General features: G+C 41.6%; 16 protein-coding genes and 1 pseudogene. 8 read left to right on the top strand and 9 right to left on the bottom strand.

Annotated features, from left to right (window positions below):
* Nucleotides 1-5: 5 nt before the first annotated feature.
* Nucleotides 6-1,202 (top strand): AGE family epimerase/isomerase, encoded by a 1,197-nt coding sequence (locus E0F88_RS15985; protein WP_131959270.1) that lies wholly within the window; start codon nt 6-8, stop codon nt 1,200-1,202.
* A gap of 20 nt (nt 1,203-1,222) precedes the next feature.
* A complete protein-coding gene (locus tag E0F88_RS15980; RefSeq protein ID WP_131959269.1) occupies nt 1,223-2,386 on the top strand; it encodes a sialidase family protein in 1,164 nt (387 codons plus the stop codon).
* 17 nt (nt 2,387-2,403) lie between these two features.
* Here the strand turns inward: E0F88_RS15980 and E0F88_RS15975 are convergent, their stop codons facing one another.
* Both E0F88_RS15975 and E0F88_RS15970 read right to left on the bottom strand, forming a co-directional pair.
* Complete coding sequence (locus E0F88_RS15975) at nt 2,404-3,315, bottom strand: AEC family transporter (RefSeq protein ID WP_131959268.1); 912 nt, start codon at nt 3,313-3,315, stop codon at nt 2,404-2,406.
* On the bottom strand, nt 3,299-4,816 hold the full coding sequence (locus E0F88_RS15970) for an FAD/NAD(P)-binding protein (RefSeq protein WP_131959267.1): 1,518 nt from the start codon (nt 4,814-4,816) through the stop codon (nt 3,299-3,301). The genes E0F88_RS15975 and E0F88_RS15970 overlap by 17 nt, the downstream gene beginning before the upstream one ends.
* Nucleotides 4,817-4,951: 135 nt before the next feature.
* Between E0F88_RS15970 and E0F88_RS15965 the strand changes: the two genes are divergently transcribed.
* Nucleotides 4,952-5,158 carry a hypothetical protein gene (locus E0F88_RS15965; RefSeq protein ID WP_131959266.1) on the top strand — a complete coding sequence of 69 codons (207 nt, stop codon included), beginning with the start codon at nt 4,952-4,954 and terminating at the stop codon, nt 5,156-5,158.
* 38 nt (nt 5,159-5,196) lie between these two features.
* Here the strand turns inward: E0F88_RS15965 and E0F88_RS15960 are convergent, their stop codons facing one another.
* Together E0F88_RS15960 and E0F88_RS15955 are read right to left on the bottom strand one after the other, a co-directional pair.
* On the bottom strand, nt 5,197-5,997 hold the full coding sequence (locus E0F88_RS15960; protein WP_131959265.1) for a helix-turn-helix domain-containing protein: 801 nt from the start codon (nt 5,995-5,997) through the stop codon (nt 5,197-5,199).
* A 56-nt stretch (nt 5,998-6,053) separates the two neighbouring features.
* Nucleotides 6,054-6,883 (bottom strand): annotated as a pseudogene (locus E0F88_RS15955) (SDR family oxidoreductase).
* Between the two features lie 199 nt (nt 6,884-7,082).
* Between E0F88_RS15955 and E0F88_RS15950 the strand changes: the two are divergent.
* Nucleotides 7,083-7,640, top strand: coding sequence for a DoxX family membrane protein (locus E0F88_RS15950; protein ID WP_181956093.1), 558 nt, complete (start codon nt 7,083-7,085; stop codon nt 7,638-7,640).
* Between the two features lie 124 nt (nt 7,641-7,764).
* Here the strand turns inward: E0F88_RS15950 and E0F88_RS15945 are convergent, their stop codons facing one another.
* Nucleotides 7,765-8,403: a hypothetical protein gene (locus tag E0F88_RS15945; protein ID WP_131959264.1), complete on the bottom strand. Its 639-nt coding sequence runs from the start codon at nt 8,401-8,403 to the stop codon at nt 7,765-7,767.
* A gap of 565 nt (nt 8,404-8,968) precedes the next feature.
* Here E0F88_RS15945 and E0F88_RS15940 point away from each other — a divergent pair.
* On the top strand, nt 8,969-10,333 hold the full coding sequence (locus E0F88_RS15940; RefSeq protein WP_131959263.1) for a hypothetical protein: 1,365 nt from the start codon (nt 8,969-8,971) through the stop codon (nt 10,331-10,333).
* 33 nt (nt 10,334-10,366) lie between these two features.
* Here the strand turns inward: E0F88_RS15940 and E0F88_RS15935 are convergent, their stop codons facing one another.
* Complete coding sequence (locus tag E0F88_RS15935) at nt 10,367-10,786, bottom strand: hypothetical protein (RefSeq protein WP_131959262.1); 420 nt, start codon at nt 10,784-10,786, stop codon at nt 10,367-10,369.
* 115 nt (nt 10,787-10,901) lie between these two features.
* The gene (gene rlmF, locus E0F88_RS15930; RefSeq protein ID WP_131959261.1) at nt 10,902-11,843 is read right to left on the bottom strand and encodes a 23S rRNA (adenine(1618)-N(6))-methyltransferase RlmF; all 942 of its coding nucleotides are present in this window, start codon (nt 11,841-11,843) and stop codon (nt 10,902-10,904) included.
* A gap of 193 nt (nt 11,844-12,036) precedes the next feature.
* Here rlmF and E0F88_RS15925 point away from each other — a divergent pair, with 193 nt between their 5' ends.
* The 3 genes from E0F88_RS15925 to E0F88_RS15915 all read left to right on the top strand — a co-directional run bounded on the left by E0F88_RS15925 (nt 12,037) and on the right by E0F88_RS15915 (nt 13,784).
* The gene (locus E0F88_RS15925) at nt 12,037-12,564 is read left to right on the top strand and encodes a DinB family protein (RefSeq protein ID WP_131959260.1); all 528 of its coding nucleotides are present in this window, start codon (nt 12,037-12,039) and stop codon (nt 12,562-12,564) included.
* 144 nt (nt 12,565-12,708) lie between these two features.
* Nucleotides 12,709-12,930, top strand: a complete 222-nt coding sequence (locus E0F88_RS15920; RefSeq protein ID WP_131959259.1) for a PLDc N-terminal domain-containing protein — start codon at nt 12,709-12,711, stop codon at nt 12,928-12,930.
* 95 nt (nt 12,931-13,025) lie between these two features.
* The gene (locus E0F88_RS15915) at nt 13,026-13,784 is read left to right on the top strand and encodes a CPBP family glutamic-type intramembrane protease (protein WP_131959258.1); all 759 of its coding nucleotides are present in this window, start codon (nt 13,026-13,028) and stop codon (nt 13,782-13,784) included.
* On the opposite strand, the gene E0F88_RS15910 is transcribed toward E0F88_RS15915, so the two are convergent.
* Entirely contained in the window at nt 13,781-14,473 is a 693-nt protein-coding gene (locus E0F88_RS15910; protein WP_131959257.1) for a DUF2461 domain-containing protein, read from the bottom strand. The two genes, E0F88_RS15915 and E0F88_RS15910, sit on opposite strands and share 4 nt — an antisense overlap.
* Nucleotides 14,474-14,686: 213 nt before the next feature.
* Nucleotides 14,687-15,649, bottom strand: coding sequence for a glycoside hydrolase family 16 protein (locus tag E0F88_RS15905; protein WP_131959256.1), 963 nt, complete (start codon nt 15,647-15,649; stop codon nt 14,687-14,689).
* Nucleotides 15,650-15,683: the final 34 nt, after the last annotated feature.

Genomic DNA, 15,683 nt, shown 5'->3' with positions numbered 1-15,683 from the left:
TTACCATGGCTTACACCCAAACAGATTTAAAAGATCTTCATCATTTTTATTCTAATCAGCTTATCAACGATACGGTTCCATTTTGGTTTCCCAGATCGTTGGACCGCGAACATGGCGGTTATCTGCTCATGCGCGATCAGGACGGGACCTTAATTGATGATGACAAGGCTGTCTGGATACAGGGCCGTGCCGCATGGCTGCTTTCTACTTTATACAACACCGTTGAACCAAGAACCGAATGGCTTGAAAGTGCAAAATCTGGAATTGACTTTTTAAATAATCACTGCTTTGATACCGATGGCCGCATGTTTTTTCATGTGACAAAAGGAGGCCAGCCGATCCGTAAGCGCCGTTACTATTTCTCAGAAACCTTTGCCGTGATTGCAAACGCGGCCTATGCGAAGGCCAGCGGCGACGAAGCGGCAGCGGAAAAAGCAAGATATTTGTTTGGTAAATGTATTGAGTACGCAACCACACCCGGTCTTCTCGAACCCAAATTTACCGCAACCCGTCCGTCAAAAGGAATTGGCGTACCGATGATTCTGATGAATACCGCCCAGCAGCTTAGAGAAACAATCGGTGATCCGCGCTGTGATGAGCTGATTGACGGTTTTATCAAAGAAATCAGGACAGATTTTGTCAAAGACAATATCCGCTGTGTGATGGAACAGGTAGCGCCCGATGGCAGTATCATCGATCACATCGACGGCCGAACGCTTAACCCCGGCCATGCCATTGAAGGCGCGTGGTTTATTTTGCATGAAGCCAAACACCGCGGCAATGATCCGGATCTGATTAACCTTGGCTGTAAAATGCTGGATTACATGTGGGAACGAGGCTGGGACAACGAGCATGGAGGTATCTTTTATTTCCGTGATGTTTTTGGCAAACCTGTCCAGGAATATTGGCAGGATATGAAATTCTGGTGGCCGCACAATGAAGCAATCATTGCGACGCTGCTGGCCTACACCCTAACCGGAGATGAGAAGTACGCGAAATGGCACAAAATGGCACATGATTATGCATACAGGCATTTTCATGACAAAAAAAACGGGGAATGGTTTGGTTATCTGCACCGGGACGGTACGGTTGCGCAAACAGCCAAGGGAAATCTTTTCAAAGGTCCCTTTCATTTGCCCAGACAGGAATGGTACTGTTCGCACCTGTTGCAGGAAGTAATTAAAACAAAAAACGATCTTTAAAAATCTATAAGCACTGAACTATGAGAAATAAAAATATCATTTTGGCATTCCTGACTGTTTGTCTTTCAAATATCCTTCTTGCACAAACGCCTGTATTTGTTTCGGGAACCGAAGGATTTAAATCATTTCGTATACCAGCGATCGTTCGCGCTCCCGGCGGTGATCTGCTTGCTTTTGCAGAAGGGCGGGTTGGCGGCGCAGGTGATTTTGGAGATATTGACATCATCATGAAAAGAAGCAGCGATGGCGGCAAAAGCTGGTCTGCTATACAAACTGTTGCCGATTATGACAAATTGCAGGCAGGAAACCCTGCTCCTGTTTTTGATTTGACTGATCCCGATTTTCCAAAAGGAAAGCTTTATCTTTTTTACAATACCGGCAACAACCATGAAGGTGAAGTAAGAAAAGGAGACGGTTTGCGCGAAGTTTGGTACAAAACTTCTGTTGATGCGGGGAAAAGCTGGTCGGAGGCCGGGAATATTACCAAACAAGTCCATAAACCAAAACAACCCAACCTAGATCCTGACTACAATTCCACAGAAGACTGGCGAAGTTATGCCAATACGCCTGGCCACGCGATGCAATTCGGATCCGGTAAGTACAAAGGACGCATTTATGTTCCCGGCAACCACTCAGCAGGTGAGCCGAAAAAGGATTTCAGTGATTACCAGGCGCATGGATTCTACTCCGACGACCATGGTAAAACATTTAAAATCAGTGAAAATATTTCTTTTGGCGGCTCCAACGAGTCAACAGCGACAGAGATTTCTCAGGGAAGGCTGATGTTTAATGCAAGAAATCAGAAAGGTGATGTCCGTGCCAGGATTGTAGCAATCAGCACAGACGGCGGCGCTAAATGGGACACGACTTACTTCGACCACAATCTGCCGGATCCGGTTTGCGAAGGCAGTATTCTGACAATTGGTAAAAATAAAAAACAAAACATACTGGCTTTTGCAAATGCAGCAGATACAAAAAACCGCGATAATCTTACGCTACGTATCAGTTTTAACGACGGCAAAACATGGGAGAAATCCTATCTGATCGACAAAAGCACGGCCGGTCAAAAAGATTACACTGCCTACTCCGACCTTGTTCAGACATCTAAAAACAGTGTTGGCATTCTCTACGAAAAAGACGGCTACAAATCGATTGTCTTTAAGATCATTGACTGGAAGAAATAAAAGTTGGCTGCACGATGTTAAAACAAAAGTGCAGCCAGCGATACCAAAACCAATGAAAGCAGCATGGAAAGAAAAACCAGCAAAGAAGATTGTTTTTGCTCTGAACCTAAAAATGATGCAAAAACCGTGACGTTGGCCGCAACCGGAAAAAGAGGAACCAGAGAAAGTATCAGATAATCTTCTTTTTCCAGCTGATTAAAAATCAAATACTCCCCTCCCCCAAGCAGCCCCAGAATCAAAATGGCTGCAACGGTACGAAACGATAAAAGCCGGAAGTAATATTTCCATTTGAAGTTTTCCAACTTTACTTCCGAAAGGTTAAAACCGACAATGAGCATTCCGGCAGCAGACACGATAAAACTTACCACTTTCAGTGGCGACTCGAAAGAATCAGGTTTTTCGACTCCGGCAGCTTTACAAATTATAGCAGCGATAAAGACATACAAAAACGGAATTTTTGCTACTTCTTTGAATGCTTCCCGAAAAGATAACTTTGTTTTAGCAACCTGAAAATAACCAATCGTGTCTCCATACAAAGCCGAGCCCAGGTAAATACAGATCAAAGTACTGACCTTGTCCTCTCCAAAAAGTGCAGTGATGGTAGGAATGCCAAAAAATGCGATGTTAAAAAATGAGAATGAGCTTCTAAGTAAGAGCGGATTGGATTCTTTTGCAAAACGTTCATGGGCAAAATTCGCTGCCGGCACCATGCCCAGAGCCAGGAGAAAAGTAAGCACCGGCAGGATATAAAGTTTTTGGGCTTCGGCATCCAGCACATTGAAAAACACCAATAGCGGCAAAAGCACCTTTATCAGCGGCGTGCTGACGTAGCTGTCACTGACATCAAATTTTTTCTTAACAAAATAACCCAACGGTATGAAAGCCATTACTGGTAAGAGCTCCGCATATAATTCAAATAGTACTTTCAAGAGTCAGATTATTAATCAGATGGCGGCTGAGATTGCCAATTGTTTTTACATTAAACCAAACCGCGTTCACATCCAGCAGAAGTCCGTTGGTAATATGCCCCAATGCGTAAAGGTTGTGGCAGGTTTTTCCCTTCCTCATTACCTGCATCGTTTCCGTATGAATTTTAATTCCGCCCGCTTTTTCGGCTTCAATCATTCCGGAAGCCGACAGATTCTGAATTAGCTCCGATTTCATATCCTTCACAGCGGAAGCAGGTCCGGTGGCATTGATCAGGTATTTTTCAGATGTTGTTTTATCATCATGAACAAGATTAAAATGGCCGGATTTTGTATCAAACTGAACGTCAGTCAAATCCGAATTTACCCGGAGCTGTTTGGTAGAAAAGAGCTTTTCAACCCGCTCTGCATTCACCAGTGGCATACAGTGTCGGTTTGTATTCCACTGATTACCAACCCACTTTTTAAATTTCAACTTTTCTGTTTCGTCAAGCATTTTCCACATTTCCGAGCTTTCGTACCGAAGTGCAAGCGGAACGTTCATCAGTGCATCACCACCGTTGCGCGCAACTTCAATATCTTTTTTTAGCAATTGTTTTGCTGATTTTCCTGTCCGGTCAGTAGCGTCCCAATCGATCTTTTTGCCGTCATGAAGTTCAGCTTCCTGCATAAAAAGCCTCAGCATTTCTTTTACGGTTGGGTTTCGTAGTTTCTCACGCTGAATTTTATGTAAATTACTAACTGTTAATATTTTACATCGGTAATCGCTGGGATCCTCCGCCTGTACTCTTGGCATAAGTCCGTCAAGAGAATACAACGTTATTTTTCCCTGATGATCATTGTCTGTGAGTGTCATCACCGCATCTATGGCGCTCAAACTTGATCCCAAAATAGCAACGTCTTCGTCAGTAGGTATTTCTAAAATTGGCGCTGAGGGCCAGGGAGAGCCAAAGTAGTTTTCTTTACCTTCCAGTTTGGGATAATTGTCTGCCACGGGTGTTCCGGGCGATAAAACAAGATAGTCACATTGATGTGTTTTATTATCTGATAAAACAATCTCATAACCCTGTTTTTTCTCTGATACCGAAACTGCCCTTGCACGGATCACTTCTACCTGCATGCCTTCGTTTTTTGCCAGCTTAAAATAGTGTTCAAACTGTTCTTTGAGATAATCTCCGTACAATCTTCTGGTTGTGAAAGCATTAAATTCACCCTGATTATCAACAACTTCATGACCGATCCTTTCATCGTGTTCTTTGAGCCAGTCGCTAAAATGCGCAGGCTCGGTAAAGTGGATGCCCATCAGGTCTGCCTGGGTATTGAGAATGTGGCCCGGCTGTTTAGTACCGAATGCCAGTCCTTTTCCAACCTCCTTATTTTCTTCAATAATGGTAACAGATATTTTTTTATGAAGCTGAGCGATTCGGAGCTGAAGAAAAAATTCTATAAAGGCAGATATCCCACAGGCACCACCGCCAACAATTGTTATGTTTAAAAGACTCATTGTTATTTTAAAAGATGAACGCTGCCTCCATAAAATAACCGTGCTTGATCACCGGACTTTGTCCTTTAAAGAAAAATGGCCCGTAGTGTAAGATTCTGACTTTGGTTTGCAACTAACACTGTAAACTAAACAGATATGAAAAAGACTATAATTATTGTATTAATTTCTTTGTCCATAATTTCCTGTGGTAAAGAGTCCTCTCCGGAAGGCAGGTTTCAACTTAAGGCCGAAGCGCTGGAAATAAAGTTAGACAGTATGCAAAAGCAGAATGATGCGATTTTGGACACCATTCATGTGATTAATATTCGCATCAATAACCTCGAAGCCAGAAAAGGTAAGTAGTAAAAAACAATGACCGGCTAATCGCTGCCGGTCACTGTTTAAGCCATTTGCAGGCTTTTTAGCTGATTGGGTGAGATGCCAAACATCTTCTTAAATGCAAAAGAAAAATGAGACAAGTCTTCAAAACCAACCTCCAGATATACCTCCGATGGTTTCGCTCCGTTTTTTTCAATCAGAAAACGCGCTTCGTTCAACCGTTTTTCAAGCAGCCAGCGGCCGGGTGCCATATGAAATGTTTTTTCAAAATCCCTTTTAAAAGACGTCAAACTCCTACCAGTCAGATAACCAAAACGCTGAAGACTTACATTAAATCTGAAATTTCTGGTCATAAAGGTTGCCAGATCTATCTTATCCGGATCGGTGAAATCAAATAGAAGATTGCGAAGTTCAGGATTGGTTTTTAAAAGAATCAGGATGATTTCCTTATTCTTCAGCGCCATAATATCTTCGTTTTCTACCACACCTTTGTAAGCATTCCGTGACTGAACATAGTTTGCAAATAAAGGATGAGGATCAAGTTTGATAATGGCATTTTTGTTTAAAACGCAATCAGCCGAAACACGGTACTCCCTGCCAAAACTCCGGAGAAAATCCTGACTAAAAAACAGGGCAACAGACTCAAACCTACCGTTCTCAGGTGATTTTTTCAGATAGCGGGCCAAAGAATTTCTTCTTGCAAAACAATAGTCTCCTGGTTGCAAATGATGTTCGTTACCGGCCTCGTCGAAAATCGTCATCGTACCAGCTTTTATGAAAATAAAAATATGTTCTGCGATAAACTGCTCACCCGAGATTGTCGGATTGATATGACAGGGATACTTATTATTTGATGCTTCCATTGGTATATTTCAATGTGAACAGGTTTTGAAACCTCTAACTGAATCAGCGATGAAGTTTATAAGTATTGGGTATAACCTTTCCTGATCTCAGCCAGATAATCCTCGTCCTGCATCGTTTGCCTTGCGTTAATGCGGCTTTTGAAATCTTCATTACCAACAATATAGCGTAATTTATTTGATTCATCCGTCGCAGCTTCGTAGATCACGTCAGCTACCTGCTCAGCGGTTGCAAGCGTGAGTCCGCTCATTTGTGCAAACATTTTTCCGGCAGCTGCCAATAACGGATCGTAATCAGGGATCGAAAGTTTATCCGCCATTCGGTTCCCACTGACATTATTAAAATTCGTGGTTGTTCCGCCGGGCTCAACGATCTTTACCATGATATTCAGCGTAGACAATTCAAATGACAGCGCTTCGGAAAAACCTTCGAGTGCAAACTTTGATGCGCTGTAAAGTGAGATAAGCGGCAGCGTAAAACGACCTGCCCCGGAACTGATGTTAATGATTGTCCCCGATTTTCTTTCACGGAAATGAGGTAGTATCAACCGGATCGTATCCATCACACCAAATACATTGATGGCAAACTGCGTATCAACCTGCTGTTTTGGCGTTGCTTCGAATATGCCAAATTCACATAACCTGCATTGTTTATCAGCGCATCAATGCTGCCGAATTTTGCTATTCCGCTTGCAATGGCCGTTGAAATAGTGTCTGGCCGCTGCACATCAAGTTTTACTACCAGCACATTGTCCAGCTGCTTTAATTCTTCTTCCTTCTCAGGAGAACGCATTGTTGCAATCACGTTCCATCCTTTTGCAGAAAAATACTTTACTGATTCTTTACCTATACCGGATGACGTTCCGGTGATTAAAACTGTCTTGTTCATGATTTTTTTTGTTTTTACAAAGGTCATGGTAAAACAAGGCAGTCACTTTGTTTAAAAGTCCAAGTTTTGTTTGTTGAGAAGCCCGGTTCCTCTTGGTTTTTACTCAACATCATTCTTTCGTACACCTATCAGGTTTAAAACAATCCGTTTATCTACATGCGACGTAGGTCTGACTTTAACCACAACCAACTCACCTGATATGGAACGCACACTAAATTTATTTGACCGGTTTGATAAACTGGACACAAAGATCAACAAATGGCTGGTAGCCAACAGTATCAACATTCTCAGGTTTTCCATGGGGATTATTTTCCTGGGTTTTGGCGTTCTCAAATTTTTCTCAGGAATTAGTCCGATTGAAGTACTCGCTACCCGCACAACATCCGTTCTGACACTTGGTTTTTTCACTGGTCATAAAGCCATGTTGTTTGTAGCTACTCTTGAAACCATCATCGGCTTATGTTTTCTGACCGGTATGTTTCTGCGTGTGGGAGTATGGCTTTTAGCAGTACAGATGATTGGCGCGATGTCACCCCTGTTTTTATATCCTGCCGAACTGTTCTCCGGACCCATGCATGCGCCGACTCTTGCGGCTCAATACATTATAAAAGATATCATTTTAATAGCAGCCGGAATGGTCATCGCTTCCACCTGGACGGGCGCACGCATCATAGCCAAACCCCAAAGTCTTCGCAGCACACTAACACGCCGTGTTCCGGGGATTTACCAGGATGTTACGACCGTGCCGTATGCTTAAGCACGAATTCTTCCAGGTCCTTAATTTAAAGTATGGCCTAAAATTGAATTTATAACTTAATGAACCTTAATCCCTTAATGGTTGGTATAACATTAAGAAATTTAGGTTCATTAATATGAGTTAATTACTTTTTCAATTTCACATCTTCTACTTTTACCCTGAACAACCCTTCCCTGAACCGTGCAACCGGCGGTATTTCGTTTATCAGTCTGTTAAAAAGCGTCAGGTCTTCATCAAGACTGACTGCAAATCTACCCTCTGCCACATTCGTACTTTTATCAAAATTTGTGATACGAATCCATCCCGGTTTACGTCCTTTATGGTAATATGCCTTACTTGCGCCTCCGGAATAGCCAACCAGCCAATAACTTGAACGTTCATTATTTATTGTTCGGCGCTTATCCAGCTTAGCAATTTTATATTTACCTTTTCTCATAGGAATGTTATACGCCAGCAGATCTTGACTAGGACGGCAATTTCCGACGCATCCTGTTACGATTTTTGCCGAATCGACTTGTGGAATTACTCGTCCCGGAAAAGGAATATCAGTTGTCATTCGCAAATTAAATTGCTTTACAGATCCCGGATCTCTATCCGCCGGAATGAGTCTAAGCCCCTTTCCCGTCGCAAACCAGGTTGAATCGTTTCGCAATGCAGTTACGCTGAACCGGCTATTTTCAGGAAGTCTGGGCTGCCGGGCGCAGCTGGTACATAAAAATAAAATCAGAGAAAGGTATTTAAGCACATGAAATACGGTTTTCAACGTTATATTTATTAAAAGTTTTATATATAATAAAACTACTTATTGCTTCGAAAATTTAAAGAGTATAAACTTTTGAAGAACCCTATAATTAAAATCGTGAAGGTATAACCGGACTGTTAAACGAAATTTACTAGTTTTGTTTTGCTATTACTTAATAGTGAGACCAGTCGATTTCAGGACTACTTTAAATAACTGACATTCCTGATTTCCCCATCATTTGTAATCTTTGCAGAGAATGTTCAAAAGTATCAAGATGGATAGCCGTTTTATACCGTTGGCAATTAGTGCTGTTCCTGTCATAGTTCTATTTTTTTACTGTATTTATTATGCTGTTAATGTTCCATACATGGATGATATGGAGCTTATTATAACACTCAATGATTTTTTAGATAAACCGCAGGATTTATTAAACATTCTTATTCGTCAACAGAATGACCACCGGTCCGTTTTCTTTAAATCGGTAAGCATAATTAGTTATTATTTAAACGGTAAGCTGAATTTCAAGTGGATTGTTATTTTTGGAATGTTAAATCTTGTGTTTCTGGGTTACAGTTTATTTCTAATAATGAAATCCAAAAATTTAAGTACCTGGGCACTTATTCCAATCGCTTACTTATTATTCTCCCCATTCAGCCTTCTCGTTCATATATTTAGTCTTACTGCTTTTCAATCCACGCTCTCTGTCGCATTCTCCTTTACCAGTTTGTATTTCATGCAGCAATGCAAAAGGGATTCATGGCTTTGGTGTTTTCCTTTTGCCATACTGGCAACTTTGACATTTTTAGACGGTGTGAGCATAATTCCAATCGGACTTTTCTGGCTTTTGACGCAAAAACGATGGAAAGACAGCTTTATATTTGGTGGTTTAATGATCCTTTACTCTGTCTTTTACTTCACAAATTTTAAATTTTCGTCTGCTACCCAAATACTTCCTGCAAAGGAATTAGTCACAGCTGTTTCACGAAATTTCATCGGCTTTTCAGGCTCATTTGCCAAAGTAATTTCTGATACCCATGCGATAAAAATTTCCATGTTTGCAGGCTTTATAATTCTTGTCATTTTTTTTACAATAGCAATAATCGGCATTGTGAAAAAGTACAATTTGCCCAGTAAACAATCAAATAGCTTTGAGCCCATCGGCTTGCTGGAGGTCTCTTTTCTACGGCTGCTTGCAAGTGTTACAATGATCAGTATCGGACGATCGTCCGATGGATCAGATGTTATTCTGGCTTCCCGGTTTAATATCTACGATGTCTGTATCGTAATTCTATCTATTATCTTGATTTTCAGTGCCGTAAAAAATCAGAGGAGAAAACTTCTTACAACTGGCGTTGCAGTGGCCAGTTTCCTTAGCTGTATTTATATGTATATTAAATACGATTCGCAAATCGCTCTTACACAATCTGAGTTGAAGGCCGACAGCTACAATTATTCAAAAAACGGTGTTTTCCTCCATCAAGATATAAACCTGACTGATCCGGATCCCGATTTTTATAAAAACTGTGAGTTTCCGGTTTTCTTTGGAGATGAGACAATCGAGTTATGGAAAGAAAAGATTATAAACCATCGAGAAGATAATAGCATAAAGTTGGTACAGGTCTCGGGAATGCCTTCTGGTAAATATAAAGTTTCTATAAACCCCATCCTGGAATTTACGTTAACAAACATTCCCGATCATGTTCCTTCCAAAAAAATATATTTGGGTATGGCTGATCAAAATGCTCCCGGCAAGTTTTATCTGGTTGCCCTGGCATGTTCATCAAGCTCAGGATTTCGCGGACTTTTTAACAAAAGCGGGGAAAAGCAAATGTATGCCGGAATACCAGCAAAACTTTCGGATGGAGATTATGCTCTGGGATTATGCTGGCTGGACGGGGACGTTCCTAAAGTTACTCCTGTTAATAACCATATTTCAATAACACGTCAGTAATAAGGATAGCCCCCTGTAGAACTGAAATTTAAATTATTCAGTAGGAAGCTCCGGATCCACACTTTCCATCAGTCTTTTTCCAACAATCTCACCTCCATTCAGTTGTTTGTTTTCAGAACCTCTAAATTCGGTCACAGACAGGTTGTCCTGGCTTTTTAAAATAAAGGATACAGTCGTTTTAGGCTGTCCGGCATTAAATGATTTGGATCCGTTTTCAGCATACGCCGCTGCGAGTCCGCTGAGTATTTCTGCACTTTTGAATTCGAGACATTTTAACGTAAACCGCTCTCCTTCGCCATCCCAGTTTAAATAAAGTAAATAGGGATAATTTTCTTTTATCGTAAAGTAAAAATTAAATCGACGGTGCTGTGCATACGCTTTGGAAAGTGTCAGTTCCGTTGATTGAGGGAAGTACGATTTTATTTCATTTCGGAAATAGTCGATCGGATCCATGTTTGTCGTTTAATAGTTCGTAGGCAGTGTTGCAATATGAACAAATATATCGACCAGACAGCAGAATTTCAATGATTGTAGCCTTTCAGGATGGTTTTTCGGTTGAATAACCATATTATTTCTCCTGTTGCCACACATCTTTCCCAATAAAAGTCCAGGCCAGCATTCTGCTTACTTTTTGTCCCTGAGACATTTCAATGGTTTTAACTTCCATCGCCTTCACTTTTTTCAAAGCCTGATATAAAGACGGAAGCGTGGTTTTTTTAGAAACCAAAGAAGTGAACCACAAAACCTGATCTTCGATTTGCGCGCTCTCTTCGATCATTTTTATAATAAAAGCCTGCTCACCACCGGGATACCACAATTCAGCCGGTTGGCCTGCAAAGTTGAGCGTGCCGTTTTGTTTGATTTTATCCTTTCCCAGATTTTGCCATTTTCGCTTTGTACCTGCATTTGCCTCCGCCTGGGAAGCATGAAAAGGCGGATTACACATCGTAAAATCAAATCTGTCCTCATGCAGAATTATACCAGCAAAAATGTTGGCGGGATATTTTTGCAAACGACATTCAATAAACGCTTTCAGATCGGGGTTTTTATCCGCGATCTGTCTGGCCGAATGCAAAGCGGTAACATCTACATCTGAGCCGACAAACGACCAACCATATACCTGATGACCAATAATAGGATAAACACAATTTGCCCCCATGCCGACATCCATTCCGCGGATGTTTCCTCCTCCGGGAATTTTACTGTCTGCCTTTAATAGATCTGCAATATAATGAAGATAGTCCGCCCGGCCGGGAATAGGCGGACACAAATAGCCCGCCGGAATATCCCAGAATTTGATGTTATAAAAATGCCTGAGTATGGCTTTATTCAGCTCCTTAACGGCAACCGGATTGGCAAAATCGATAGATTCATTTCCGTATTGATTAACAGCTACAAACCGGGAAAGTGCAGGACTACTCTTAATTAAAGCCTTGAAGTCATATCTGGAACGATGCAGATTCCTTGGATGAAGATTTTGCTTTTCCTCTGTTTGCGGCTTTGATTTCATGCTTTTAAAATTAGAATCGATTTCAAAGTTAAACATTAAGGAATTAAGGCAATGAAGCCAGACCGAAGTTAAATCTATGTGAGCACTCCAAAAATAATTTTACATTTAAAAAAACCTGCTGACATAGGGCTGTCACTCACTCCGGTTTTCTTTGTACAGGAAATCAAGAAAAACACTTTAAACTCTTAGTGACATGGAAAATACAGCAACTGAAAACGAAGTACTGAGCAGAACAGTTACCATCACACCTGAACAGCTGCGCAGTCACTGGCAGGAACATCGTAGCCTTTCAAGAAGGATGATTGAGGCCTTTCCGGAAAATGAAATTTACACTTTTTCTATTGGAGGAATGCGCAACTACGCAGACCTGACTATGGAGATGATCGACCTGGCTGGCGCTGGCGTTAAAGGCATCGCTACCGGGGACTGGTCGGGATATGGTGACTCTGGCCAACAGGGGCATTCCGCAGCACCCACTACCAAACAGGAATTACTTGCCCTGTGGGATTCCGTTACTGAAAAAATAGAAACTTATTGGCCGCAGATTGCTCCGGAGCGTTTTCAGGAACGTGATAATGCATTTGGCATGTATGAAGGGCCTATTCACGGAACGCTGCTTTATCTGATAGACAATGAAATTCACCACCGCGGGCAGGGTTATGTTTACCTGCGTGCGCTGGGTGTGGAGCCGCCTGCGTTCTGGGATAGAAATATGGGCTAAAATAAATTCTAGTATCTTGCCTGCCGAACCTTTACAGAATTGGGCTTCGGCAGGCATTTATTTGAAATATCAACTAAAATTAATTATATTTTTACACGTCATAATTATGTATATTAGCAAAAATATTTACTAAACCCACCTAAAATGGCTGCGTCGACTTTACTTTTCATGGGACTGGGCTCGTTTGAACTCCTTATTCTGCTTATTCCTGTCGGGCTGACAATTTGGGCTTTGATTGATGCGATCAAAAGCGACTTCCAAAAAGACATCAATAAACTGGTTTGGATCATTGTAATCGTAGGCATGCCATTCTTTGGCGGCATTCTGTATTTCCTTATTGGTTCAAAACAGAAATCTGTGGTTTAAAAGCAGCTACTTCTTTACCGGATCCACGAAAACATCTTTAAAGGCAACTAATTTACAGATATCAGCTGTTCAGTAATAAACTGAAAACCTTTAAGATGACGGTAAAATTGTTTTTACGGGTGCTGCTGGCCAACTGCCTGATCATTATTTGCTTCAATCTTTTAACACTTCTCCCGGATTTCAAAAGCTACGCACTGGCCCCCGGACATCGGATATTAACCGGACTTTGTCTGTATGGATTCCAGTTTGCCATGACCTGGTATCTGCTGAAAGACCAAAGAAACTGGCTTACATTCCCTTTCAAAGCTAAATTTCTTATCAAAGGTGCGATTGCTTTTCTGATTGCTCTTTCCCTTACAGCGGTATTCGTTAGCATGCTCGATGATCGTATGGAAACATCAGACAACACAGATCAATGGCTGGTTTTCTTTCAGATCTTCCTTTTGAATTCTCTTCCGGGTGCTTTAATGGAAGAATGGTTATTCAGGTGTTTCCCTTTTCGGCTGGCGCACACCCATTCGCTTAAAATGCCTTCAAACATTTTTTTTCTTTTAATGCTGCTGCTGTTTACGCTGATCCATATTCCGGCTTATTTGTTTCAATACGACGCAGGATTAAGCTCATTAGGAAATATTTTTGTCAGTGGAATCTTTTTGTTTCTGATTTATTTCATGACCAGAAATGTGGTTTATACAGCGCTTTTTCATGCTTTCTGCAACAACCCCAAATTCGTAACCGAGTCAACACTCAACTGGCAGTATTTCTACGCCAGTATTTTTTTAGTCACCATCGCCTGGCCATTAATTGAAAACCAGGTCGCTAAAAGAAGAATGGAAAAAGAAGATGTGGGTTAAAATCCTATTCCGTCACTATCCACGGTCAGCACTTCGCTCATGTAGTTAAAAAAGGGCCGCATATTTTTGAAAGCGTGATTTGCATTTTCCAGAAAAAGCGGACTGAGCACCTCATTATCTGTGAAGTTTTTTATCAGTAGAAATTGCTTAAAACGAAGCAGCTCTATCGCTTCATGGCTGGAAGCGAAACCTTTTGGCGCCGTTTTCACCTGTTCTCCACGCAGCTTTCCGAATGTCTCAACAAAGGACTTACTTTTGAGAATTTTACGAAGCGGACCAGCGTCAAAACTGATGTCGTCGCGGACACGTTTGAGATCTTCGGCATTAGGCTCCATAAATCCGCCGGCAACAAAACTGTTACCAGGCTGAATGTGAAAGTAGTATCCGCCTCTCAACTGTTTGGTAGCTCTTGAAAAGCTGCCGCTCCAATTGGTTTTATATGGAATTTTTTCCTTTGAGAAACGCGTATCCCGGTAAATACGGTGCAGACTTTTTTTACCTGACTGGGTTTCGATTAAATCATGTTTGCTGAGCTCGTTTAACAAGGTCCCGGCAAAGTTTTCGATGTATGTTTGCTGCTGAAGAAAGTCTTCTTTGTTCGCGTTGAACCAATCACGATTATTGTTTTCTTTTAATAACTCCAAAAAATCGAGACTGGATGCGGGAATAGATATTGACTGATGTGACATGATTGCCTTAGACTAAAAGAATTCTGTTTGACGATGGTTTAATGAACTTAAACGCATAACATCTGGCGACAATCAAAGTTCAATTTTAGGTAACTCCTACGGAGTTTGGTTTATACTTATAAATCTTTCCTATAAACAGGAAGCTCCTGCGGAGCTAAGATAATCTCATAACTTTTTTTTAAAAACTTATTGAAAATTAACTCCTTAATTTTTTTACTCCTTCAAAAAATCATCATTAGCTTCATTGAAAGGCGTGAATTTGACCCAGTCAACAAACATTTCCATCGAATCAAAAGCAGGTGCTTTGTATGTTCCTGAATCATTCCCGGCCCACCACGCAAACCAGTTTCCGATGTTGATGTATGAAGCGATATAAGGCACTTTTGTTGTACTCGTGCGCATCAGCTGGTCGTCAATATAATACTCAACCCGCGGCTGCTGTCCGTTTCCGCCTGTATGCCAGTCCCAGCGGTAAATGTGAAATTTCTGGTCATTGAGTCCTTTTGAATATGCCACGTTTTTACTGTCATACTCGCCGTTTTTTTCACCCAGCCAGTTGGTGTAAATCGGATTGGTTAAATTCGCACCTTTTACCTCAATATCAATTTCATGATTTAGCGTGATTTTTCCGTTGTCGGCAATATTACCCGCGGCAATCGCTTTTTGCCAAGCGGCCGGATCAGATGCAGCCGTAATTTCTTTGTACCAGAACGACCATGCCGCAGAAAGCACGCCCATATCGGGCGCCTGGAGAACACGCATTTTAAACTCATATCGCCCGGAAGCGAATCGTTGCTTCGACGTGAGCACTCCACCCAGGCGTTTGGCATGGCCAGCCGGACCTCTGAGCGTGCCCGTATAGTGGTCACCCAGCGCACGCATCACCGCATGGCCGCTTTTGATATACACATTTTCAGGAATCACACCGCCATGCTGGTAAAGTGTATTGGTAGATTGCCCCCAGAGACGGTTCATTTTATCCCATTTGGCAACGTCTAAGGCACCTTCAAATTTATCGTAAAATGTACCTGTTACGGACAAATCGCCAATATCCGGATCTCCGTCCAATACCTCTTCAGCCGGCTCAGGAGTCGGGGGCTCAGTTACTTGTCCGTCTGATTTACAGCTCATAAAAAAAGACAGAGCCAGGCACGTCATCCACACGTATATTTTCATTTCGATATTTTTAATTTTATAAAAAGACTAAACA

Source organism: Dyadobacter psychrotolerans (assembly GCF_004349265.1).
Taxonomy (GTDB): domain Bacteria; phylum Bacteroidota; class Bacteroidia; order Cytophagales; family Spirosomataceae; genus Dyadobacter; species Dyadobacter psychrotolerans.
This window is presented reverse-complemented; position numbering and strand designations above follow the sequence as displayed.

What these genes read in the sequence shown, in the direction of transcription:
- E0F88_RS15905 (WP_131959256.1), bottom strand. Translation starts at nt 15,649, where the DNA reads ATGAAAATATACGTGTGGATGACGTGCCTGGCTCTGTCTTTTTTTATG.
- E0F88_RS15965 (WP_131959266.1), top strand. Translation starts at nt 4,952, where the DNA reads ATGAAAAAGACTATAATTATTGTATTAATTTCTTTGTCCATAATTTCC.
- E0F88_RS15910 (WP_131959257.1), bottom strand. Translation starts at nt 14,473, where the DNA reads ATGTCACATCAGTCAATATCTATTCCCGCATCCAGTCTCGATTTTTTG.
- E0F88_RS15925 (WP_131959260.1), top strand. Translation starts at nt 12,037, where the DNA reads ATGGAAAATACAGCAACTGAAAACGAAGTACTGAGCAGAACAGTTACC.
- E0F88_RS15920 (WP_131959259.1), top strand. Translation starts at nt 12,709, where the DNA reads ATGGCTGCGTCGACTTTACTTTTCATGGGACTGGGCTCGTTTGAACTC.
- E0F88_RS15935 (WP_131959262.1), bottom strand. Translation starts at nt 10,786, where the DNA reads ATGGATCCGATCGACTATTTCCGAAATGAAATAAAATCGTACTTCCCT.
- E0F88_RS15950 (WP_181956093.1), top strand. Translation starts at nt 7,083, where the DNA reads ATGGAACGCACACTAAATTTATTTGACCGGTTTGATAAACTGGACACA.
- E0F88_RS15915 (WP_131959258.1), top strand. Translation starts at nt 13,026, where the DNA reads ATGACGGTAAAATTGTTTTTACGGGTGCTGCTGGCCAACTGCCTGATC.
- E0F88_RS15970 (WP_131959267.1), bottom strand. Translation starts at nt 4,816, where the DNA reads ATGAGTCTTTTAAACATAACAATTGTTGGCGGTGGTGCCTGTGGGATA.
- E0F88_RS15940 (WP_131959263.1), top strand. Translation starts at nt 8,969, where the DNA reads ATGAAATCCAAAAATTTAAGTACCTGGGCACTTATTCCAATCGCTTAC.
- rlmF (WP_131959261.1), bottom strand. Translation starts at nt 11,843, where the DNA reads ATGAAATCAAAGCCGCAAACAGAGGAAAAGCAAAATCTTCATCCAAGG.
- E0F88_RS15980 (WP_131959269.1), top strand. Translation starts at nt 1,223, where the DNA reads ATGAGAAATAAAAATATCATTTTGGCATTCCTGACTGTTTGTCTTTCA.
- E0F88_RS15960 (WP_131959265.1), bottom strand. Translation starts at nt 5,997, where the DNA reads ATGGAAGCATCAAATAATAAGTATCCCTGTCATATCAATCCGACAATC.
- E0F88_RS15985 (WP_131959270.1), top strand. Translation starts at nt 6, where the DNA reads ATGGCTTACACCCAAACAGATTTAAAAGATCTTCATCATTTTTATTCT.